The organism is Larsenimonas suaedae (genome assembly GCF_023712105.1).
Lineage (GTDB): Bacteria > Pseudomonadota > Gammaproteobacteria > Pseudomonadales > Halomonadaceae > Larsenimonas > Larsenimonas suaedae.
Map to the genome: position 1 here is coordinate 1,141,577 of NZ_JAMLJI010000001.1, position 20,010 is coordinate 1,161,586.

The 20,010-nt window shown below is 61.8% G+C and carries 19 protein-coding genes; 11 read left to right on the forward strand and 8 right to left on the reverse strand.

Annotation, left to right across the window (positions count from 1 at the left end):
* Positions 1-73: 73 nt before the first annotated feature.
* The gene (yghU, locus tag NAT49_RS05355; RefSeq protein WP_251591435.1) at positions 74-949 is read right to left on the reverse strand and encodes a glutathione-dependent disulfide-bond oxidoreductase; all 876 of its coding nucleotides are present in this window, start codon (positions 947-949) and stop codon (positions 74-76) included.
* A 179-nt stretch (positions 950-1,128) separates the two neighbouring features.
* On the opposite strand from yghU, the gene NAT49_RS05360 reads away from it, so the two are divergent.
* The 3 genes from NAT49_RS05360 to dbpA all read left to right on the forward strand — a co-directional run bounded on the left by NAT49_RS05360 (position 1,129) and on the right by dbpA (position 4,951).
* Positions 1,129-1,596 carry a DUF3237 family protein gene (locus tag NAT49_RS05360; RefSeq protein ID WP_251591437.1) on the forward strand — a complete coding sequence of 156 codons (468 nt, stop codon included), beginning with the start codon at positions 1,129-1,131 and terminating at the stop codon, positions 1,594-1,596.
* A 22-nt stretch (positions 1,597-1,618) separates the two neighbouring features.
* Positions 1,619-3,472: an ABC transporter ATP-binding protein gene (locus NAT49_RS05365; protein WP_251591439.1), complete on the forward strand. Its 1,854-nt coding sequence runs from the start codon at positions 1,619-1,621 to the stop codon at positions 3,470-3,472.
* 78 nt (positions 3,473-3,550) lie between these two features.
* Positions 3,551-4,951, forward strand: a complete 1,401-nt coding sequence (gene dbpA / locus NAT49_RS05370; RefSeq protein ID WP_251591441.1) for an ATP-dependent RNA helicase DbpA — start codon at positions 3,551-3,553, stop codon at positions 4,949-4,951.
* Positions 4,952-5,097: 146 nt separating this feature from the next.
* Here the strand turns inward: dbpA and NAT49_RS05375 are convergent, their stop codons facing one another.
* Positions 5,098-5,385 (reverse strand): hypothetical protein, encoded by a 288-nt coding sequence (locus tag NAT49_RS05375; protein WP_251591443.1) that lies wholly within the window; start codon positions 5,383-5,385, stop codon positions 5,098-5,100.
* Positions 5,386-5,561: 176 nt separating this feature from the next.
* On the opposite strand from NAT49_RS05375, the gene NAT49_RS05380 reads away from it, so the two are divergent.
* Both NAT49_RS05380 and NAT49_RS05385 read left to right on the forward strand, forming a co-directional pair.
* Positions 5,562-6,572 (forward strand): CNNM domain-containing protein, encoded by a 1,011-nt coding sequence (locus NAT49_RS05380; protein ID WP_251591454.1) that lies wholly within the window; start codon positions 5,562-5,564, stop codon positions 6,570-6,572.
* Positions 6,573-6,636: 64 nt separating this feature from the next.
* The gene (locus NAT49_RS05385) at positions 6,637-7,101 is read left to right on the forward strand and encodes a nuclear transport factor 2 family protein (RefSeq protein WP_251591455.1); all 465 of its coding nucleotides are present in this window, start codon (positions 6,637-6,639) and stop codon (positions 7,099-7,101) included.
* A gap of 60 nt (positions 7,102-7,161) precedes the next feature.
* On the opposite strand, the gene NAT49_RS05390 is transcribed toward NAT49_RS05385, so the two are convergent.
* The 3 genes from NAT49_RS05390 to NAT49_RS05400 all read right to left on the reverse strand — a co-directional run bounded on the left by NAT49_RS05390 (position 7,162) and on the right by NAT49_RS05400 (position 9,961).
* Positions 7,162-8,187, reverse strand: coding sequence for an SMP-30/gluconolactonase/LRE family protein (locus NAT49_RS05390; protein ID WP_251591457.1), 1,026 nt, complete (start codon positions 8,185-8,187; stop codon positions 7,162-7,164).
* Between the two features lie 64 nt (positions 8,188-8,251).
* Positions 8,252-9,025 carry a glutaredoxin family protein gene (locus tag NAT49_RS05395; protein WP_251591459.1) on the reverse strand — a complete coding sequence of 258 codons (774 nt, stop codon included), beginning with the start codon at positions 9,023-9,025 and terminating at the stop codon, positions 8,252-8,254.
* Positions 9,026-9,112: 87 nt separating this feature from the next.
* A complete protein-coding gene (locus NAT49_RS05400) occupies positions 9,113-9,961 on the reverse strand; it encodes a putative RNA methyltransferase (RefSeq protein WP_251591461.1) in 849 nt (282 codons plus the stop codon).
* A 166-nt stretch (positions 9,962-10,127) separates the two neighbouring features.
* Here NAT49_RS05400 and NAT49_RS05405 point away from each other — a divergent pair, with 166 nt between their 5' ends.
* Positions 10,128-10,343, forward strand: coding sequence for a TIGR02450 family Trp-rich protein (locus NAT49_RS05405; protein ID WP_251591462.1), 216 nt, complete (start codon positions 10,128-10,130; stop codon positions 10,341-10,343).
* Positions 10,344-10,364: 21 nt separating this feature from the next.
* Here the strand turns inward: NAT49_RS05405 and NAT49_RS05410 are convergent, their stop codons facing one another.
* Entirely contained in the window at positions 10,365-12,056 is a 1,692-nt protein-coding gene (locus tag NAT49_RS05410) for a mechanosensitive ion channel family protein (protein ID WP_251591464.1), read from the reverse strand.
* Between the two features lie 292 nt (positions 12,057-12,348).
* Between NAT49_RS05410 and NAT49_RS05415 the strand changes: the two genes are divergently transcribed.
* Entirely contained in the window at positions 12,349-13,857 is a 1,509-nt protein-coding gene (locus NAT49_RS05415; protein WP_251591466.1) for a DUF2252 domain-containing protein, read from the forward strand.
* 29 nt (positions 13,858-13,886) lie between these two features.
* Here NAT49_RS05415 and NAT49_RS05420 read toward each other — a convergent pair whose 3' ends face one another.
* A complete protein-coding gene (locus tag NAT49_RS05420; protein ID WP_251591468.1) occupies positions 13,887-14,363 on the reverse strand; it encodes an NYN domain-containing protein in 477 nt (158 codons plus the stop codon).
* A 51-nt stretch (positions 14,364-14,414) separates the two neighbouring features.
* On the opposite strand from NAT49_RS05420, the gene NAT49_RS15115 reads away from it, so the two are divergent.
* From NAT49_RS15115 to NAT49_RS05435, 3 genes are all read left to right on the forward strand, one after another.
* On the forward strand, positions 14,415-14,786 hold the full coding sequence (locus tag NAT49_RS15115) for a sensor histidine kinase (RefSeq protein ID WP_465262307.1): 372 nt from the start codon (positions 14,415-14,417) through the stop codon (positions 14,784-14,786).
* Between the two features lie 205 nt (positions 14,787-14,991).
* A complete protein-coding gene (locus NAT49_RS05430) occupies positions 14,992-16,713 on the forward strand; it encodes a type I secretion system permease/ATPase (RefSeq protein WP_251591479.1) in 1,722 nt (573 codons plus the stop codon).
* Positions 16,710-18,059, forward strand: a complete 1,350-nt coding sequence (locus tag NAT49_RS05435; protein WP_251591481.1) for an HlyD family type I secretion periplasmic adaptor subunit — start codon at positions 16,710-16,712, stop codon at positions 18,057-18,059. The genes NAT49_RS05430 and NAT49_RS05435 overlap by 4 nt, the downstream gene beginning before the upstream one ends.
* Before the next feature lie 135 nt (positions 18,060-18,194).
* Here NAT49_RS05435 and NAT49_RS05440 read toward each other — a convergent pair whose 3' ends face one another.
* The gene (locus tag NAT49_RS05440; protein WP_251591483.1) at positions 18,195-19,286 is read right to left on the reverse strand and encodes a hypothetical protein; all 1,092 of its coding nucleotides are present in this window, start codon (positions 19,284-19,286) and stop codon (positions 18,195-18,197) included.
* 225 nt (positions 19,287-19,511) lie between these two features.
* Between NAT49_RS05440 and NAT49_RS05445 the strand changes: the two genes are divergently transcribed.
* Positions 19,512-19,979 (forward strand): DUF6998 domain-containing protein, encoded by a 468-nt coding sequence (locus NAT49_RS05445; protein WP_251591485.1) that lies wholly within the window; start codon positions 19,512-19,514, stop codon positions 19,977-19,979.
* Positions 19,980-20,010 lie beyond the last annotated feature (31 nt).

Consider the following 20,010-nt stretch of genomic DNA (forward strand, 5'->3'; position numbering starts at 1 on the left):
GGGCGTTATTGTTGCCCGACGAGCGCGAAGGTCAAGCACCGCGCTCATCGGTCACACCGAAGGCCGGCGCTGGCTAGTCGTTGCCGCCGATCTTGTCTTGGGTCTTGGTGTCAAAATCACGGGCGTCGTGGCGTTCATGCAGCTGGGTTTCCGGCTCGCCGAAGGTGCGATTGACCATGCGGCCGCGCTGCACCGCCGGACGAGCATCGATGGCGTTCGCCCAGCGCAGTACGTGGGTGTACTCCTGCACCTGCAGGAATTCAGCGGCGTCGTACAGACGCCCGAGCACCAGCTGGCCGTACCAGGCCCAGGTCGCGATGTCGGCAATCGAGTAGGTGTCACCGGCCAGGTAGTCGTGGTCGGCCAGATGGCGGTCGAGCACATCGAGCTGGCGCTTGGTTTCCATGGTGAAGCGGTCAATGGCGTATTCGATCTTGACCGGCGCGTAGTTATAGAAGTGCCCGAAGCCACCGCCCAGATACGGCGCGCTGCCGATCTGCCAGAACAGCCAGTTCAGCGCCTCGGTGCGGCTTACGTGCTCGGTCGGCAGGAACTCACCGAATTTCTCCGCCAGATACAAAAGCATCGACCCGGATTCGAACACCCGCACCGGCTCGCTGCCGCTGTGATCGACCATCGCCGGGATCTTCGAATTGGGGTTGATGTCGACAAACCCACTGCCGAACTGATCGCCATCGCCGATGTTAATCAGCCAGGCATCGTACTCCGCGCCCTGATACCCAAGCGCCAGCAGCTCTTCGAACATGATGCTGGCCTTGACCCCGTTGGGCGTGGCCAGCGAATAGAGCTGAAACGGATGCTCGCCCACCGGCAGTGCTTTTTCGTGGGTAGCGCCTGCGACCGGCCGGTTGGTGCCTGCGAACTTGCCGCCGCTCTCTTTCTGCCACTGCCATACGCGGGGCGGTGTGTAGTCGGACTGCGTTGTCATGTCGGTCTCCCTCGATCCTTGAAGGCGCGAACGCGCTTGCTGAATATGAATCCGCCTGAAAAGATAGCGTGTTAACGACCTCGACGCGACCCATGTCGGGTGCGACGTTGACGCGAGGTCTATAGTGCGAGGTCTATAGTAATGCTCATGACCGTTTTCTTGTTTAGACCGGAGAGTTCATGTCCCCGACGCTCGAGTTTTCCTTTCGTATCGCCATCACGGTCGACGCCCCCACCATTGTCAGCAGCGACCCCGCACGCGGCAAACGTCAGCTGATCCCGATTCTTGGCGGTGAGGTCAGCGGCGCGCTCGAAGGTCACGTGCTGCCCGGCGGCGTCGATAGCCAGTTCATCCAGCCTGACGGCCTGTGCCGACTGTCGGCGCGCTACGCCCTGGCAACCAAGGACGGCACCGTCTACATCGAAAACAACGGCATCCGCCGTCTGCCAAGTGCCTTCACGGCGAATCTCTTCGGTGATGACATGGGCTTTTTCAAACACGTGCCGGTCGAGGACATCTACTTCAAGGCCACCCCCACCTTCGAGGTCGACGACCCCCGACTGCACTGGCTGACCGAGTCCGTGTTCATCTGTGACGCCAAACGCACGCCGGACACGGTCAACCTCGATATGTACCGCGTCCTCTGATCACCTCCTGGGAAAATACTTCATGTTTCGCTGGTTCGAACGCCGCCTTGACCCCTTTCCCCCGGAAGAGCCTGAACGCCCGCCCGAGCGCTTGCTGGCGTTCTGCCTGCACTACACCAAGGGCGCCTGGCCGTATCTGGCGGTCGCCACGGTCCTGATGGTTCTGATTGCCTCGATCGAGGTGTGGATGTTCAGCTTTCTCGGCAACATCGTCGATTGGCTCAGCACCCAGAACCGCGCAACGTTTCTGGCCGATCAGGGGTGGGCCCTGGCCGGCATGGCCGGGCTGATCCTGATTCTTCTACCAACGCTTGTGACCTTTCATTCGCTTCTTAACCATCAAACCCTGATGGGCAATTTCCCGATGCGCATCCGCTGGCTGGCCCACCGCTACCTGCTCAAGCAGTCGATGCCGTTCTATCAGGACGAATTCGCCGGCCGCATCGCCACCAAGGTAATGCAGACGGCGCTTGCGGTGCGCGAATGCGTGATCAAGCTGTTCGACGTGCTCAACTACGTAAGCGTCTATTTTCTCGGCACCCTGATTCTGGTGGCCAGCGCCGACTGGCGTCTGGCGGTGCCGCTCGCGCTGTGGCTTCTGGGGTATCTCGGGCTTCTTCGCGTGTTCGTGCCGATCATGAGCCGCGTGTCGGAAGCCCAGGCCGATGCCCGCTCGCAGATGACCGGACGCATTGTCGACAGCTACAGCAATATTCAGACCCTGAAGCTCTTTTCACACGCCCGGCGGGAAGCCGAATTTGCACGCGAAGGCATGAGCGGATTCATGGACACCGTTCACCGGCAGATGCGGCTGGTCACCGGGCTTTACGGCCTTTTGTATCTGTTGAACGCGGTGCTGTTGTTTTCAATCGGGGCGCTCGCCATTCGGCTATGGCTCGAAAGCGCTATCACGGTTGGCGCCATCGCGGTGGCGATCGGGCTCGTCATGCGGCTTTGGGGCATGTCGCAGTGGATCATGTGGGAAGTGTCGAGCCTGTTTGAGAACATCGGCACCGTACAGGATGGCATGGCCACGCTTTCAAAGCCGCGTCAGGTCGAGGACAAAACGGATGCCCCGGCGCTTTCATTGACCGAAGGCGCGCTTCGCTTCGACCATGTGAATTTCCACTACGGCAAGGGCAGCGGCGTGATCGATGCGCTGACGCTCGACATCGCCCCCGGCGAGAAAATCGGCCTGATCGGCCCCTCCGGCGCCGGCAAGTCGACACTTGTGAACCTGCTGCTGCGGTTCTATGACGTCGAGGGCGGCGTGATCACCATCGACGGTCAGGACATCGCCACGGTGACGCAGGAAAGCCTTCGCGCCCAGATCGGCATGGTGACGCAGGACACCGCCCTTCTGCACCGCTCGATCCGCGACAATCTCGCCTACGGCCGGCCAGAGGCAACAGAGGCCGAACTGTGGCAGGCCGCGGCCGAGGCCCACGTGGCCGACTTCATCGGCGAGCTCAGAGACAGTGCCGGCCGACACGGCATGGATGCCCACGTCGGCGAGCGTGGAGTGAAGCTCTCAGGCGGCCAGCGCCAGCGCATCGCCATCGCGCGCGTCATGCTGAAGGACGCCCCGATCCTGATTCTGGACGAGGCGACCTCCGCGCTTGATTCCGACGTCGAAGCCGCCATCCAGGACAACCTCGACCGATTGATGGAAGGCAAGACCGTCATTGCGATTGCGCATCGGCTCTCGACCATCGCCGCGATGGACCGGCTGATCGTGATGGATCAGGGCTGCATCGTCGAACAGGGCAGCCACCGGGAGCTGCTCGAGCGCGGCGGCCTCTATGCCCGGCTCTGGCGAAGACAATCCGGCGGCATGCTCGATCATGATATTGAAGCCAGCGCGGACGCCCCTTAAGCGGGGGGCGGTCAACGTGTCGGCGGCAATCTTCTGGTATGCTGCCCGCCATCGCTTCGCTTATAAACAGGATGCCCCGTGACCCACGCGACCGACTCCACCGACTTTGCCACTCTCGCCCTGCCCGAGGCGCTGGCACGCAACCTTGACTCGCTTGGCTATCACACCATGACCCCCGTCCAGGCCGCGAGCCTGCCGCCGGCGCTTTCGGGCCGCGATGTGCGCGGTCAGGGCAAGACCGGCTCGGGCAAGACCGCGGCCTTTGGTCTTGCCCTGCTGGCTCGGCTCGACGTTGCCCGCTTTCGCGTCCAGACCCTGGTGCTCTGCCCCACGCGCGAGCTTGCCGATCAGGTCGCCGAAGAGATCCGGCGCCTGGCGCGGCAGATGCATAACGTCAAGGTGCTGACGCTGTGCGGCGGCGCGCCGATCGGCCCGCAGCTTCACTCGCTCGAGCACGGCGCGCACATCGTCGTCGGCACGCCGGGCCGGGTGGAGCAGCACCTGCGCAAGGGCTCGCTGTCGCTCGAGCATCTTACGATGTTCGTGCTGGATGAGGCCGACCGGATGCTCGACATGGGCTTTGAAGACGCCCTCGACGCCATCATCGATGACATGCCGCGAACGCGTCAGACACTGCTGTTCAGTGCAACGTTTGACGCCGCGATCACGCCGCTTGCCGACCGTCTATTGACGAACCCGGCCATTATCGAGGTCGAGAGCACGCACAGCCGTGAGAGCATCGAGCAGCACATCTACGCCCTCGATGGACTTTCCCGGTTCGAGGCACTGGTGCAGGTACTGCTGCACTACCGACCCTCGAACTGCGTGGTGTTTTGCAATACCCGCGCAGAAACACAAAAGCTTGCCGAGGATCTGGCGCACGATGGCTTCAGTGCCAAGGCCCTGCACGGCGATCTCGATCAGCGCGAGCGCGACCAGACGCTGATTCAGTTTGCCAACGACAGCGTCTCGATTCTGGTGGCAACCGATGTTGCCGCCCGCGGGCTCGACATCGACGCGCTCGAGGCGGTGATCAACTACCAGCTGGCAAGTGATCTCGACGTGCATACGCACCGCATCGGCCGTACTGGCCGCGCCGGCGGCAAGGGCGTGGCCTGCACGTTGATCAGCGACCGGGAGCGCATGCGCCTGCTGGAACTGAGTGAGCGCCTGGGCCAGGAACTCGAACCCGAGCCGTTACCGCAGCCTGACGCCTTGAGCACGCCGTTTCCAGCGCCGATGGCCACGCTCGAGCTCGATGCCGGCAAAAAACAGAAGATTCGACCGGGGGATCTGGTCGGTGCGTTGACCAACGCCGAGTACGGCCATGCGCTGGACGCCGACCAGCTTGGCAAGATCAAGGTGACCGCACGGGCAAGTTTCATCGCGGTTCAGCGGCGGGCGCTGAAGCAGGCGCTCAAGCAACTGCAAAGTGCGCCGCTCAAGGGCCGCCGGGTACGTGCTCGCACCCTGTCCTGACCGAGGCGTTCGATAGTGACGTGCTCTGACATGAACTAGAAACGCGTGCTGACACGAAAAAGCCGACCCGAGGGTCGGCTTTTGAAATACATGGGTCAGGCTCGGATGAGAAAGCGCCTCTGCTTCAGACGCAAGCCGCCCCGGCCTCAGGCGTATTGAAAGCGCTCGAAACGCTCGATTCGATCTCGGATCGCCGCTTCCGGGCCAATCAGGTCACGCAGCCGCTGTTCGGAGAGCCCAAGGCCGCTGTGGGTCTCGGCAATGGTTGAATAACTTTCCCCGTCTCGCACGGCCATCTCGACCAGCATCGACAGTTCCTTGCGCTCCTCGAGTGAGGCTCGATCGAATTTACGCGTTGAGCGTTCGATTTCCTGTTGCTGCTCTTTCTCGCAGCGCTTGAGCAATGCTTCAGAGATAAATGGCTTGCGTTGCATGATTGGGCCCCCCTTGTGTATGGCACCTTTTGAACGTAGACACTGGTACGCACCTCCGGCCATTGCGCTTTTGGCGTAGACGCTCGTTTAACCCATACTGAACACCGCCGTATCACTCGTTGACCTGATCCCAAAAGCGCTCTTAGATGCGTATTCGACGTCCCTTGTGAGGCTTTATGTTCCTGCTTGTGCTCTACGCCGTGCTTTCCATCGGCGTTTCATTTCTGTGTTCTATTCTTGAAGCGGCCCTTCTGTCGCTGACCCCAAGCTACATTGCACACCTGAAAGATGAGCGCCCTCGCCTGCACGATAAGCTCTACCGACTCAAGAACAACATCGACCAGCCGCTGTCGGCCATTCTCACCCTCAACACCATTGCCCACACTGCCGGTGCAACCGGTGTCGGTGCCCAGGTGGCGGTAGTGTTTGGCGAAACCTATCTGGGCGTGGCCTCGGCGCTGATGACGCTGATGATCCTGATCGTTTCCGAAATCATCCCGAAAACGCTCGGCGCCACCTACTGGCGTCAGCTGTCACGCGTGCTGCCGGCGATTCTCAATACGCTGGTCCTGCTCCTGAAACCGTTCGTGTGGCTTTCAGAGCTTATTACCACCCGCATCAGCAAGGACGGCGATGAAACCGACCTGCGAAGCGAAATCAAGGCGCTCACGCGCATCGCCCACGAGGAACAGGCGCTGGATGCCGGCGAGGCGCGCTCGATCACCAACATCCTGAACCTGCACACCATCCGGGTCCGCGACGTCATGACGCCGCGCACCGTCGCCGTCACCGTGCAGCCGGACACCACGGTCGAGGCCTTTGATGAAGCGCTCGGCAAGGCGCCCTTCACGCGGTTTCCGGTGATCGATGGCGGCGAAAACGCCATGGGGTATGTCCATAAATCGGACATCTATCAGGCCGACCGGCAGTCCAGGCTCAAGGATGTGATGCGCCCGGTTAATACCCTGACCGACACCGAAAACGTCGAGCATGCCTATGCGCTGATGCTTAAAGAGCGCCACCACATGTGCGCCGTCTATGACGACCTTGGCATCTGGGTCGGCGTCATCACGTTCGAGGACATCATCGAGGCCATTGTCGGGCACGACATCATGGATGAGACCGACAACGTCATGAACATGCGCAAATACGCACGCCAGCGCTGGACGCGCCGCCAGGGGGTGTAGTTCACCCAGTGCTTGCCGATGTTAGTGGCTCACCTCAGTTCATTCACCGCCAAGGAATGCGTTCATGAGCAAACCGCCGTTACCGCCCTTCGATCAGAAAAGCGCCGAACAGAAAGTCCGGCTGGCCGAGGACACCTGGAACACCCGCACTCCGGAGACGGTGGCGCAGGCCTATACCGAATCCAGCCTTTGGCGCAATCGGGATTTGTTCATTCATGGTCGGGCCGAAATCAAGGCGTTTCTGGAGCGCAAGTGGCGCCGTGAGCTTGACTACCGCTTGATCAAGGAGCTCTGGATCTTCGGCGGCCATCGTCTGGCGGTTCGCTTTGCCTATGAGTACCACGACGAAATCGGGCAGTGGTATCGCGCCTATGGCAATGAGAACTGGGAATTCAATGACGAGGGATTGATGCAGCGGCGCATCGCATCGATCAACGACATACCGATCGATGAACACGAACGGCTGTTTCACTGGCCGCTCGGCCGCCGCCCGGACAGCCACCCGGGGCTCAGTGAGCTGGGGCTTTAACGCAACCAATCGAGCGAGGGCAGACACGTCCCTCGCTTGGCTTGGCTTGGCTTGGCTGGATCACGCCACGCCTCGGGCGCCTGTGTAGATCGAATACAGAGAGCGGCTTGCCGTCATGATGAGCTGGTTGCGATCCTCACCGCCAAAGCACAGATTGCCGCACACCTCCGGCAACAGAATGCGCCCTAAAAGGGTGCCGTCCGGTGCGAACGCCGAAGCGCCATCCACCTTCCTACCGCCACTGGTCGCGGCCCAGACGTTGCCGTCCTGATCGGCGCTCAGCCCGTCGTAGAGTTCGCTGTTGCTTTGTGCGAGCGCATCGCCCCCCTCGAGCGCGTGCCCACCCGCCTTGATCGTCCAGCGGGTGATGGTGGCGGGCTTGTTCGAATGTGACGGCGCGGTATCGCTGATAAAGAGCGTCGTCCTGTCCTTCAAAAGCGCCACGCCATTGGGCTTGGTCAGCGCCTCGGTCAGCATCACCGGCTCATCCATTGCATCGTCGATGTAATAAACCGCCGGCGGCAATTCGAGCGGGCGCTTTCGCCCTTCGTAATCGGCGTGAGCGCCATAGCCCGGGTCGGTAAAGATCACGCCGCCCCCCGGCAGCGTCACCAGATCGTTCGGCCCATTGAGCGGCTTGCCCTGATAGCGCTCGGCCAGCACCGTGGTCGTGCCATCCCACTCATAACGCACCACACGTGCCGGGTAATGCTCGCAGGCAAGCAACCGGCCGCGGTCATCAAAGGCGTGTCCGTTGGAGTGGCCGACCTTTTCTCGAAGCACCGACACATTGCCGCTCGCCTCGTCCCAGCGCATTTGCTTCGCCCGCGGAATGTCACTGAACACCGCATAACGCCCGACCGCGTTCCAGGCCGGCCCTTCAAGCCATAGCCCCTTGCTCCAGTGGCGCTGAAGCGGCGCGTTGAACAGGTAGTAGTCCTTGAAACGACCGTCGATGGACTGCCAGGCACTGTCGGGGTAGCGGCTCGGCAGCGGCGTCTTTGTCTCGGCAAAGGCGGAAGGCGCCGATGCCGATGCCGCCGCCGTGAACGCCGCCGTTGCGGCCAGAAATCCTCGTCGATCCATGGGCGGGCGCCCTCCTGTCGTTTGAATGCCGGCCGCCAGAAGCGGCCAGCAAGTGCGGCAAACATTAGCCAAACCAGATCCGAAGCGGCATCCAGAGCCCCATCGCCACCATCATGATGTTTTCAGTCAGCGACAGAAACCCGAGCGGCACATTGCTGCCGCCCCCGACACAGGCGCACTTCAGCTCGCGCTTGTCGATGTAGACCGCCTTGAACACTGAGGCCGCCCCGATCGCACCGATAAACAGCGCCACCGGCGCCGCCAGCCAGATCAGCGAACCCGCGATCATCAATACGCCCGCAAGCGTCTCGGCAAACGGATAGACGTAGGCGTAGCGCACCTCGCGCTGGGCCAGCAGGTCGTAGTTCAGGAACATGGTGGAAAACTGCTCGACGTCCTGCAGCTTTTGAACGCCAAGCAGCGTCATGGAAATCGCGATGAACCACTCGAGCATGCGCCCGGTAAACACGGTATCGAACACCGCCCAGCTGACGGCCAGCGCCATCACGAAGGCGGTTGCAAAAATCGCGATGATCGGTTGATAGCTGGTTTCATCGCTGTCCTTGACCCGCTTGCCCAGGTGCCGACGAAGCTCGGTGTAGCCGCCGATGCGCCGGCCCTCGATGAAGACCTGCGGGGTGGTCCTGACGTCGTGCTCCTGCTTGAACGCATCCACTTCATCCCGGCTTGTCAGCCAGTGGTCCTCGACCTCATAGCCATTGCGCTCCAGAAGCGCCTTGGTCTTGAGTCCGAAGGGGCATAGGTGCTTTTCCATCACCATTCGATAAAGTTGCGCGTGCTGCGTCGAAGACGTTCGTTCGGTCGCTTCGTTGCTCATGATCCCATCCATGTCGATCACTGTGTGAGATGACAAGTCTGGTTCAGGCTGGTCATCCCTTCCAGCACACACCCGACACCGCCTTGATTACGGCTTGATAAGCACCGTCACGCGAACATCAAGGGTCACCTCGAGCGAGGTCAGCGCGGCCGCGCGCGCCCGACCCTCGGCGGTGGCGCGGTAAAGGTGGGGCGTCATCGTCAGCAGGTCACTGATGGCCTCGCTGGTATCGAGCGTGCATGTATGGCGCACCCGCTCGCTGTCGCCGCGCTCGAAACCGTCCGGGACCCTGTCGTGCTCGGGTTTATCGGGGTTCAGGCTCGGATAGATGACTTCCCGAAGCTCTCGGAGATGGTCACTTCCCGCCTCGACCATGACCAGCCGGCCGCCGGGCTTCAGTACCCGGGCGAATTCATCGAACACCGGAAATCCGAACATGCACAGCACCGCATCGAGCGAGGTCGAGACCACCGGTAAATGTGCGTTGCTGCCGACAATCCAGCTCGCCGCCCTTGTAATGTCCTGGCGGGCGCCGGCCTGCACTGCCCATTTGGAGATATCCACGCCGACAAGCGACAGCGCCTGCCCGTCACCGGCCACGCGCTCAAGCGCACGCAGGTAATAGCCCTCACCACAGCCGGCATCGAGACATGAAAGCGGCGACGCTTCAGGCGAGCCCGACAGCACATGCCGACTGATGACCTCGGCGATCGGTGCGTAGTGCCCGGCGTCCAGAAACCGCCGCCGCGCCGCCACCATCGCCTTGCTGTCGCCGGGGTCGCTCGAGCGCTTGTGCTGCACCGGCAGAAGGTTCACATACCCATGGCGCGCCACATCGAAGGTATGGCCCTGGTCGCACTGAAGACTCTGGGCCGAGAACGTCAGCGGATGCCCCTCGAGCGGGCAGATAAAGGATTGAAACGGCGTACTGGTCATCGGAGTCTCGTCGGCAGGCAGGGAGTATCGGAATCGACGCTGGCCGTGTTGGAGCACGACCAGGGTCGGCGCCATCGTGCCTTAGCGGCAACGAAATGCAAGTGCCCGGGCAAGGCGTTCGCTTCACCGCTAAAGTGACGGTTTTGTCATACGCTCGAGACCCGCCATGAACCGCATCAACCCCGACAAGCTTAAGCACAGCAAATGGACCGCGGCCACGCCGCAGAACAAGGAAAAGCATTTCATGGTCACGGCGTTGATTCGCGATGACGACGATCACGTGATCGACGTCATCCTCGAGGCGGTAATGACCCACCGAGAAACCACGCTGCCCTGGCAGGCGCTCAAGGACGACACCACCTGGCTCATGGGCTGGCGTTAGACGGCAGCCTAGAATGTCGGGTTAGCGTGGCGCCTCACTGTCCGTCTGATCCGGTCGGGTGATGTCCTGCTGGCTTACCACCATCACCTGACGCGGCCACCAGTCGGGATGCTCGTCTCGAATAAAGGCAAGCAGGCGTTCACGAATGCTTGCCTCGGCCGCCCAGCCCGAGACCGGGTCAGTGGTCATCAGAAAGCAGGTGACGGTCTGGGTTGCGCCGAGTTGCGCGGTCACGCTGCACATCAGCTTGTGGTGCTCGATGACGTTCTCTTCCTCCTTGGCGAACGCGAAAAACCGCTCCCGAAGGGGTGCGATGTCGGCGCTCAGATGCAGCGTCAGCTCGAGGCTTCGGTACTCCTTGGTGCTCTTGGCCGAGAGGTTTTCAAACGATTTCGAGGCGAAGTACGTCACCGGCACGATCAGCCGACGCTCGTTCCAGACCCGAAGGCGAATGTAGGTATAGAAGATGCCCTCGACGTAGCACCACTGCCCTTCGAACATCACCAGATCCCCGATGCGAAGCGGCTTGGCAAGCGAGAGCTGAAACGAGGACAGGATATTGCCAAGCACGGCCTGCCCCGCCACGCCCACCAGCACCGCCAGAACGCTTGCAGACGCCAGAATCGACATGCCGAGCGTCTCGAAGAGCTGCACCTGACTGAGCACATAGATGGTGAACGCCACCACCATGATCAGAATGATCACGCGGCGAAGGGCGTAGAGCGTGGTCAGAAGCTTGCGCTCATCCTTGGGCTTGGCGTCGTCGATCTGGCCGACCATGTGTCGGGTCATGTGAAGCATCAGGGTATCGATCAAGCGAAGCGCGATCGCCCCCACGCCCCAGGCCATCACCGCGATCAGCATCACGCGAAGCGTGGTGGCCACCACCGCCGAAAACGACACCACATACTCGATCATCATCTGCGTGATCAACGCGATCACGATCAGGGCCACCGGATTTTGAATCTGGGTGACGAAGATGCTGGGTGAACCGGAAGGCAGCTTACGCGCCAGCGCCCCGATCAAAAGATGCACGAGCTTACCGACCAGCCAGAGCCCCACCACCCCGACTGGAATCGCGATCCACTCCCACACTCTTAAAAGCCCGAACGAGCCCTTGAGCCGATCAGGAATGTAGCCCTCGAATCGGGAGGGGCCGAAACGTGCGTACAGCGGCTTGATGGCGCTGACACTCTCAGGCGTGATCATCCAGACCGGCTCGAGTTCACCAATGCGGTAGCGGGCGAGTCGAATGTCGTAGGCGTCGCTACCGACATCCAGCGAGGCAAGCTCAATGTCCCGGCGCGCCTCGCCTGCGCGGGCGTCCTTGCCGGAGGCGTCCTCGATCACCGCGTCACGCCGGCCGGACAGGCTCGAAATGTTCAGCCACTTGCCACGGCGGAAGACCTCGGCCAGTTCGCGAGCCAGTTTCGGCCCCTGCACGCTCTGCTCGCCCGGGCTCAGATCGGAAAGGTTGAGCATGTGCGCGGCGTCCTCGTAGTCGCCGGCGTTGGTCAGTTCGGTGAAGCTTCGCATCGCCTCCCGCGGTGTTCGAAGCCGGGCCACGTCCATCTTGCCGGAAAGCCCGGTATTCATCGTATCGACGCTGTACCAGAGCCCCTCTTCGCTTTCAGGCTCCGCGGCGAGGCCAAGCCCCGAGCACAGTACCAGCACGGCCGTCAGCATCCATTGCCACCACCAGTCCTTTTTCATCCTGCCTGCCCTTTTCGCTTGCTGACCGCGCTCGCCAAGCGTGTATCTGCGGTCATAGTGACTGTGTTCGAGCCAAGCTTACCCTGCAAGGCGTCGACGCGCCTTAATCGTCTCGCGCCCGCTAACCCCTGAATCCACTCTTCGCCTCTTGAAGCCCCCAAGTCCTTCACACCCGCACTTCCAAAAGCACCATTGGCACGAGAAAAGCCATGCAGGGTCGACCATGCTCGGCCATGCTGGTTCAAGGTGCACGCGTGCGCACTCAAGCCCCTCGTCGATCACAGGAGCGTTCATGACTCACCCAAGCGAACAGACACGACAAGCCCTTTACGAACAGGCCAGGCGTCAGGACATCAAGGGCCGCTCGAGCATGAGCAAGGCCGAACTCGCAGACGCGCTTGCCGCAGGCACTGGTGACAGCGCCGCCCCTATCGTTGCCACCCGTCTCGAAACCTTTCGGCGCCTTGCCGAGTCAGTGGCCGCCGGCGAATTCGTGCTGCGCCCCCGCGTGCTGCAGGGCCACGACCGCCGCCTGCATGTGCGCCAGACGCTTCGCGAGGACCACGCCACCCGCATCGCCTCCGGCTCCGAGGAGGCCGCCGCCAAGTTCGACAAGCTCGCCAAGTCGCGCTTTTCATTCTTTCGCGGCACCGCCCTGCTGTTCTACCGGGACATGGCCGGCGACGACGGTTGGATGCCCACCGTGCTGGCGCTTGGTGACGTGCACCCGGAAAACTTCGGCGTGATGCCCAACGCCAACAACGTGCCGATCTTCTCGGTCAACGATTTCGACGAGGCCTATTACGCCCCCTTCACCTGGGATTTGAAGCGTGGCGCGACCGGCTTCATGATCGCCGCTGAAACCGAGGGCGAACTCGAGCACAAGCATCGGGTCAAGGTGGTGCGCCAGTTCATCAAGGGCTACATCGAGGCCATGACCCGGCTGGCTCGGGAAAGCACCGAGCAGGACGAGGAAATGCGGTTCGATAACGCGCCGAAGCTTATTCGAAGCCTGTTCGAAAGCGCTCATGAAGCGCGGGCGGAATGGCTCGAGGACGACTACCTGGATGCGTCCCGGCGCGGCTTTCGCGCCACCGAGGAACTGGTGCCGATCTCCTCGCGCCGCGATGAGTTCCAAGCGATCACCGATCAATTGGTGAAAGACAACCAGATCGAGGTCCCGGCGCGCGCCAAGGGCCCCGAGGCGAGCGGCATGCACGTGAAGGACGTGGCGATTCGCCGGGGCCAGGGCACCGCCTCACTGGGGCTTGATCGCTATTACGCGTTGATCGAAGGGCCTGCGGGCGATGGCACCGACGATCTGATCATAGAATACAAGCAGGCGCGCCATTCAGCCCTTGCCGGGCTGGTGCCGCCGTCGGTTTATGAAATGGATTCCCGCGCCGAGCGGATCAGCCACGCCCAGGCCGTGCATCTGGTGCGCGGTGACGTGTTCTACGGCCACATCGAATTCGACGGACAAAGCTTCATGTCGCGCGAGCGCGCGCCGTTTCGTGATGACATCGACCTCGACGATCTATCAAAAAGCGAGTGGAAGAAATACGCCCGCATCTGTGGTCGGGTGCTTGCCCACGTACACGCCCTGTCGGACGAGTCCGGCAAGATCGACTACGACGTCGAACCTGCCATCGTCGAGGCCATCGGCCCGCCGGCGCTCTTCACCGCAGACATGGTGGAGTACGCCTTAGAGGCCGCCGAGCGCGTGCGAAGGGATCATGAGCTGTTCAAGGACGATCACGCACGAGGGGCGTTTACTCAACTCGATGTCATTCACCGATAGGGCGCTTAAGGGCAAATGAGGGCGCCCCGCTATTTGATCAGCAAGCCGTGATCGATCGGGAAGAACCGGGTGGCGGCGTTCATCAAGGACGCCGCCGTGAGCTTGGGCACGCCATACACCTCGACGCACGCGCCGTGAACCTCGCGGATGCGCTGCGCGAGAAGGTCGAAATCGCCATCGCCTGAGACCAGCACGATGACGTCGGCCCGGGCCGCGTACTCGATGGCATCAAGCGTAATGCCGACGTCCCAGTCGCCCTTGGCCGAGCCATCGGCGCGCTGGATAAACGACTTGAGCTGCACATCAAACCCGATCGAGCGCAAAATCGCCTGAAACTCGCGCTGACGCGGGTCGCCCTTATCAATGGCGTAACATCGCGCCGTGAGCACCTCACGGCCAAACGTTGTCTGCGCGAAGAGCTTTCGGTAATCGACGTGCCGGCCGTAGGCCTCACGGGCGGTGTAATAGACGTTCTGGGTATCGACGAACACGGCAACGCGGGTCATGGCATCTCAACGTTTCAGCGGCCGGAAACACACCTGATCATCAGGTGCGGCGTGCGCCTCATACTACCCCGATGCCCGAGCGGGCCAAAGCCTCTTACCCGGTCTTTCCCACTCTTTACCGCCCTTTCCCGGCTCTACGAAAAACGCCACGCAAAAAGGCCACCCTGCGGTGGGCTTACGCACACCGGGCACTGGGTGAACGTCACGATCACGGACACCGGCCCCGGCATCGACAAGCACACGCTCGACCACCTCGCCACGCCCTTTGTTCAGGGCGAGACGGCCACAAGTGCCGGCGCGCTCGGCTATGGGCTGGGACTTAGCATCGCGCGCAGCATCGTGATGGCGCATCGGGGGCGGCTGTCGCTTGAAAATCGGCCCGGGGGTGGGCTTCAAGTGGTCATGGTGTTGCCGGCCTGCTGACCTGGCTCTATCTGACATCGTCAGCAACGGGAACGGCTCGGCACGCAGGCCGGGCTCTGGCCGCGGCCGTGCTTTATAAGTCATACTTCATTTAACTTAGGACGCGAGACGCCGACCCCAGGTCATCCCAGCGCCTCGCTCAACCTTTTCTCTCGTTACGGCTGAACGCACCGTTCAGTGGCCTCTGACACACGGAGCAGCGTTCATGGCGGAAACACGCGCGCCCACCGAACTCACACGGGCCTTGCGCTCCTGTCGAGGCAGTTTCCTCGCCGTTGGGTTGTTCAGCCTGTTCATCAATGTGCTGATGCTGGTGCCTGCGTTTTACATGCTGCAGGTCTATGACCGGGTCATTACCACACGAAGCCTCGACACGCTCTCGATGTTGACGCTGATCGTGGTGTTTTTCTTTCTGGTGATGGGTGGGCTCGAGCTTGTGCGCTCACGCATGATGGTGCGGGTGGGCAACCGGCTCGAGGCCCTGATCGGCGAGCGTCTGTTTGACGCCATGTTCCAGAAAAGCCTGTCGGCGCCCGGTGCCCAAAGCGCTCAGCCTCTGAGCGACATCACCACGCTTCGTCAGTTTCTGACCGGTAACGCCCTCTTCGCCTTTTTCGACGCCCCCTGGATTCCGATCTACATCGCGGTGCTGTTTCTGTTCGATGTCTGGTTCGGCGTATTCGCCATTATCGCGGTGCTTGTGCTTCTGGGGCTGGCCCTTGCCAACGAGTATTCCACCCGAACGCTTTTGAACAAGGCCGGAAGCGACCACATCGCGGCGCAGCAGCTCGCCAACGCCAACCTCGCCAACGCAGACGTCGTGCACGCCATGGGGATTCTGCCCGGGCTTCGAGCGCGCTGGGGTGAGCGTCACCGGGCGTATCTGATCAAGCAGTCCCGCGCCAGCGACCGCGCCGGTTTTTTGATCAACGCGTCCAAGGTCCTGCGGCTGATGTTCCAGTCGATGATTCTGGGGCTCGGTGCGCTTTTGGTGCTCGAGGGGGAACTGAGCCCGGGCATGATGATCGCCGGCTCGATTCTGATGGGCCGGGCGCTGGCCCCGATCGATCAGATGCTTGGGGCATGGAAAGGCTTCATCGCTGCCCGCTCGTCTCATGAGCGACTGCAAACGTTGCTCGAGACCTCGCCAAACCCGCGCGAGCGCATGGCACTGCCGGCGCCAAAGGGCGCGCTGCGCCTCGAGGCGATTACGGCGGTGCCACCGGGCGCGGCCAAGGCAGCCCTTCGCGGTGTGACGTTTGCGCTCGAGCCGGGGGAGCATCTGGGTGTGCTCGGCCCCAGCGCCTCGGGCAAATCGACCCTTGCCCGCGTCGCGCTCGGTCTCTGGCCGAGCCAGGCCGGCAAGGTGCGCCTCGACGGTGCCGACATCACCCAGTGGGACCGCGACGCCCTCGGCCCACACATCGGCTATCTGCCGCAGGACATCGAACTCTTCGACGGCACCATCAGCGACAACATCGCCCGCTTCGGCGACATCGACCCGGCGGGTGTGGTGGAAGCCGCCAAGCGCGCCGGGGTACACGAGATGATTCTCGAACAACCGGAGGGGTATGACACCTGGATTTCCTCGAGCCGCGGGGCGCTGTCCGGTGGCCAGCGTCAGCGCCTCGGCCTTGCTCGCGCGCTTTATGGGCGGCCTGCACTGGTGGTGCTCGATGAACCCAACGCCAACCTCGATGAACGCGGCGAACAGGCGCTTGTCGAGGCGATTGGCTGGCTCAAGCGCGAGGGCGTCACGCTGTTAGTGATCTCCCACCGCCACAGCCTGGTTGCCCACGTCGATAAACTGCTGATGCTGAAAGACGGTCAGGTGGGGTTGTTCGGCCCCCGCGATGACGTTGTCAGACACATCAAACAAAAGCGTCAGGCGGCGTCCACACCGGCCCAGCCCGGAGACCGCGCATGAGCCTCGACCGCGAAGACCACACCATACCTACGTCATCATCCTCCGCCGAGACGCTGCCCACCGACGGCCGGCGCGCACGCCTTGTGGGGTTTCTGATTCTGGCGCTTGCCTTTGGCGGCTTCGGCGCGTGGGCCGGGCTTGCCAACCTGTCGGTGGCGGTGGTCGCAAGCGGCACCGTGTCGGTGGACTCGTTCAAGAAAACGATCCAGCACCTCGAAGGCGGCATCGTCTCCCGGATTCTGGTTGACGACGGCGACCGCGTTGATGAAGGCGACCCTCTGATCGTGCTCGACGACACCCAGCCCCGAAGCCAATTCGACATAGAGCAAACACGCTTTTTCATCGCACGCGCGCAGGAAGCGCGGCTTCTGGCCGAGCAGCAGCAGGCCGAGCGGGTCGATTTTCCGCCCCCCCTTACTCGCCTTGCGGGCGAACGCCCTCACTTCGCTCAGATCCTCGAGGCTCAGCGGCACCTGTTCACATCACGGCGGCATTCGCTTGCCAGTGAACTTGGCGCGCTCGAGGAGCAAAGCCAGCAGTACCGAGAGCAGATCGCGGGGCTCGAGCAAGGTGTCGCCATCACATCACGGCGCAGCCGCTCGTTAAGCGCCGAAGCCGACGACTACCGGGCGCTGTTCAAGGAAGGACTTGGCAACAATCAGCGCGTGCGCGAGCTTGACCGAGAGATCCTCGCGCTTCAGGCCGAGCGCGCCAACGCCCGTGCCGAAATTGCCCGGCTTGGCTCGCGCATCAGTGAAAACCGCGCACGCATCGAAACCCGCCGACAGGACTATCAAAGTGAACTCGGCGAGCAGCTTCGTGGCGCTCAGGCCGACAGCGCCGATGCCCGTCAGCGCATGCTGGCACTCAAGGATCAGCTCGAGCGCACCGAGGTTCGCTCGCCGGTGGCGGGCACAGTGGTGGGCCTTGCGCTTCGAACCCGGGGCGCGGTGATCACACCCGGCCAGACGCTCATGAGCATCGTGCCGGACACCGATGGCTTTTTCATCGAGGCCCGCATTCCTGCCGGTGACATCGACAACATCTACCCGGGCCAGCCCGCCGACATTCGCTTCAGTGCCTTCAATCAGCATCGGGCGCCGGTCATCGATGGCCGGGTGGCCCACGTCTCGGCGGACAGCTTCGAGGACGAAGCCACAGGCGCGCGCTACTACACCGCCCGAATCCAGGTATCACGCGAGGGCAAAACCCAGATGACCGAGTCGATGACGCTGCTTTCGGGCATGCCCGCAGAGGTCATGATCAAGACCGGCGAAAAGACGCTGTTTGAGTATTTGAGTCAGCCTGTCGTCGATATGCTGAGCCGCGCCGTGCGTCAGGACTGACGCGCTCGAAGGGCTCAGAAAGTGCTGTCATGTCAGAAAGTGCTGCCCTATCAGATAGTTCCGCCATAAAAAAAGGCCCATCGCAGGATGGGCCTTATCAACTGCATATCGGTTAACAACCGACCGGGCAATGGATCACGCGAACAGGAACTCTTCCGGGCCCATGGCGTAGCCGAAATCGCCGATTGCGAGGCCATCGTCGTACTTCGGCACGCCAACCAGCTCGACGAACTGAATCCCCTGATCGGTGTTGAGCATGATTTCGCCGGGCTGGGCGCTGATGTCGTCGTAATCGAGCGGCTGGCCGTCCGAGCCGTTGATTCCAGTCACGTCGATGCGATCAACGCCAAGCTCAAAGTTGGTGATGGTGCCGCCCTGCCACGCACCGTCGCTTTCAAACACGAAGCTGTCGGCGGAGTCATCGGTACCGCTGACGCGCCCATCGACGACCACCTCGTCATACGGGCCGGTCGGGGCTGGCGGACGCTCGGAGATGTAATACTGACGGTCAGACAAGGAATTTACACCGCCGGACACATCCTCGAGCAGCAGAGTAAAGTCATTTTCATCAAGGCCAGCCGGGCCGGTGTCTCGGTAGAGATAGATATCATCACCCTGCATGACCGGCATCAGCGCATCGCCGCTGTCCTGTTCGCCGGCAAGCATCAGCGCCTCTTCAGCGCTCTGGCCTTCCTCGGCGACGACCGCGTAATCGAAATCAAGGTTATCGAACGACTGCACGATCTCATCATCAACGAACAGCGTGTCTTTTGCGGCATCGAAACCGGAAATCGTGTCGATGGCATCGCCGCCATTGCCATAGCGCGAGGCATCGCCTGCGACGCGGATCACATCGACGCCGTTGTCATCACCGCCGAGCATCACGGTTTCCTGCACATCGTTTGATGCGGTGTACTCGAGCCCACCGGAAAGGCCAGTGGCATCGACGTGCGTCACGGCGGCGGTGTCGTCGGCGCTGTTATCCCAGTCAATGCGACCGTTGCCGGTAAGCTCGAGTGACTCGAGCGCTTCGCCATTCACGTTCGCATCGAGAGTCTCACCGGATTTGGCCCGGTCATCGGCGAACTGCGCCGCAAGCGCAAGCGAGGTTACGTCATCGGGCAACGTGAACGTGACGTCTCCGCCTTCAGTGAACGTATAGGATTGGGTTTTACTGGTGTACGGCATGGTGTCAGTCCCTTGAGTGGTCTTGTCCAACTGCAGCAAACGCTCGCCTTCTCCCGCCTCGCACTTGCCGCGTGCCCTGAGTGGGCGGGCTATAATCTACATTATCTTAACTATAATTAATATAGTTAAATCTGGTTAAGGATAGACGCATCCAAACTGCCTGACGCAGGGCTTTTCTCGAACGAACGCGCCCTTTCCCGGTATTTTCAGGCACGTGACCTCGCCTCGAGCGAACATCACCTCAAACAACAGCGGAAAACACTCATGGACGACATTGACTGGGCGCAGGTGGGCGCGCTCATTGACCAGCTCTACAGCGCATCGGATGAACTGGAAGCACTGTTTCCCGGGCGTAAATTCACCCTCGATGGCCACCTGGTCGGAAGCGTCGGTGAGGTGGTCGCGGCGTACATGTTTGCGTTGACGCTGAACCCCGCTTCTACCCTTGGCCATGACGCCATCGCCCCGGACGGGCGCCAGGTCGAGATCAAACTGACGCAGGGCAAGACGGTCGCGCTTCGTCACCCGCCCGAGCACCTGCTGGTGCTCGCCCGCCCCAAGGGCGGCGCGCTCTCCGTGATCTACAATGGCCCCGGCGAGATTGCCTGGGACGCGGCAGGAAAAAGACAAGCCAACGGCCAGCGCCCGATCGGGCTTGGGAAGTTGAAGGCGCTGGCGGCGGGATTAAAGGACGAGGAAAAGTTGGTGCTGGTGAGGGAGGCACCGGTTTGAATTCATCCCCAATGTATATGGATACGGCCTG

What these genes read in the sequence shown, in the direction of transcription:
- yghU (WP_251591435.1), bottom strand. Translation starts at nt 949, where the DNA reads ATGACAACGCAGTCCGACTACACACCGCCCCGCGTATGGCAGTGGCAG.
- NAT49_RS05360 (WP_251591437.1), top strand. Translation starts at nt 1,129, where the DNA reads ATGTCCCCGACGCTCGAGTTTTCCTTTCGTATCGCCATCACGGTCGAC.
- NAT49_RS05365 (WP_251591439.1), top strand. Translation starts at nt 1,619, where the DNA reads ATGTTTCGCTGGTTCGAACGCCGCCTTGACCCCTTTCCCCCGGAAGAG.
- NAT49_RS05375 (WP_251591443.1), bottom strand. Translation starts at nt 5,385, where the DNA reads ATGCAACGCAAGCCATTTATCTCTGAAGCATTGCTCAAGCGCTGCGAG.
- NAT49_RS05380 (WP_251591454.1), top strand. Translation starts at nt 5,562, where the DNA reads ATGTTCCTGCTTGTGCTCTACGCCGTGCTTTCCATCGGCGTTTCATTT.
- NAT49_RS05385 (WP_251591455.1), top strand. Translation starts at nt 6,637, where the DNA reads ATGAGCAAACCGCCGTTACCGCCCTTCGATCAGAAAAGCGCCGAACAG.
- NAT49_RS05390 (WP_251591457.1), bottom strand. Translation starts at nt 8,187, where the DNA reads ATGGATCGACGAGGATTTCTGGCCGCAACGGCGGCGTTCACGGCGGCG.
- NAT49_RS05395 (WP_251591459.1), bottom strand. Translation starts at nt 9,025, where the DNA reads ATGAGCAACGAAGCGACCGAACGAACGTCTTCGACGCAGCACGCGCAA.
- NAT49_RS05400 (WP_251591461.1), bottom strand. Translation starts at nt 9,961, where the DNA reads ATGACCAGTACGCCGTTTCAATCCTTTATCTGCCCGCTCGAGGGGCAT.
- NAT49_RS05405 (WP_251591462.1), top strand. Translation starts at nt 10,128, where the DNA reads ATGAACCGCATCAACCCCGACAAGCTTAAGCACAGCAAATGGACCGCG.
- NAT49_RS05410 (WP_251591464.1), bottom strand. Translation starts at nt 12,056, where the DNA reads ATGAAAAAGGACTGGTGGTGGCAATGGATGCTGACGGCCGTGCTGGTA.
- NAT49_RS05415 (WP_251591466.1), top strand. Translation starts at nt 12,349, where the DNA reads ATGACTCACCCAAGCGAACAGACACGACAAGCCCTTTACGAACAGGCC.
- NAT49_RS05420 (WP_251591468.1), bottom strand. Translation starts at nt 14,363, where the DNA reads ATGACCCGCGTTGCCGTGTTCGTCGATACCCAGAACGTCTATTACACC.
- NAT49_RS05430 (WP_251591479.1), top strand. Translation starts at nt 14,992, where the DNA reads ATGGCGGAAACACGCGCGCCCACCGAACTCACACGGGCCTTGCGCTCC.
- NAT49_RS05435 (WP_251591481.1), top strand. Translation starts at nt 16,710, where the DNA reads ATGAGCCTCGACCGCGAAGACCACACCATACCTACGTCATCATCCTCC.
- NAT49_RS05445 (WP_251591485.1), top strand. Translation starts at nt 19,512, where the DNA reads ATGGACGACATTGACTGGGCGCAGGTGGGCGCGCTCATTGACCAGCTC.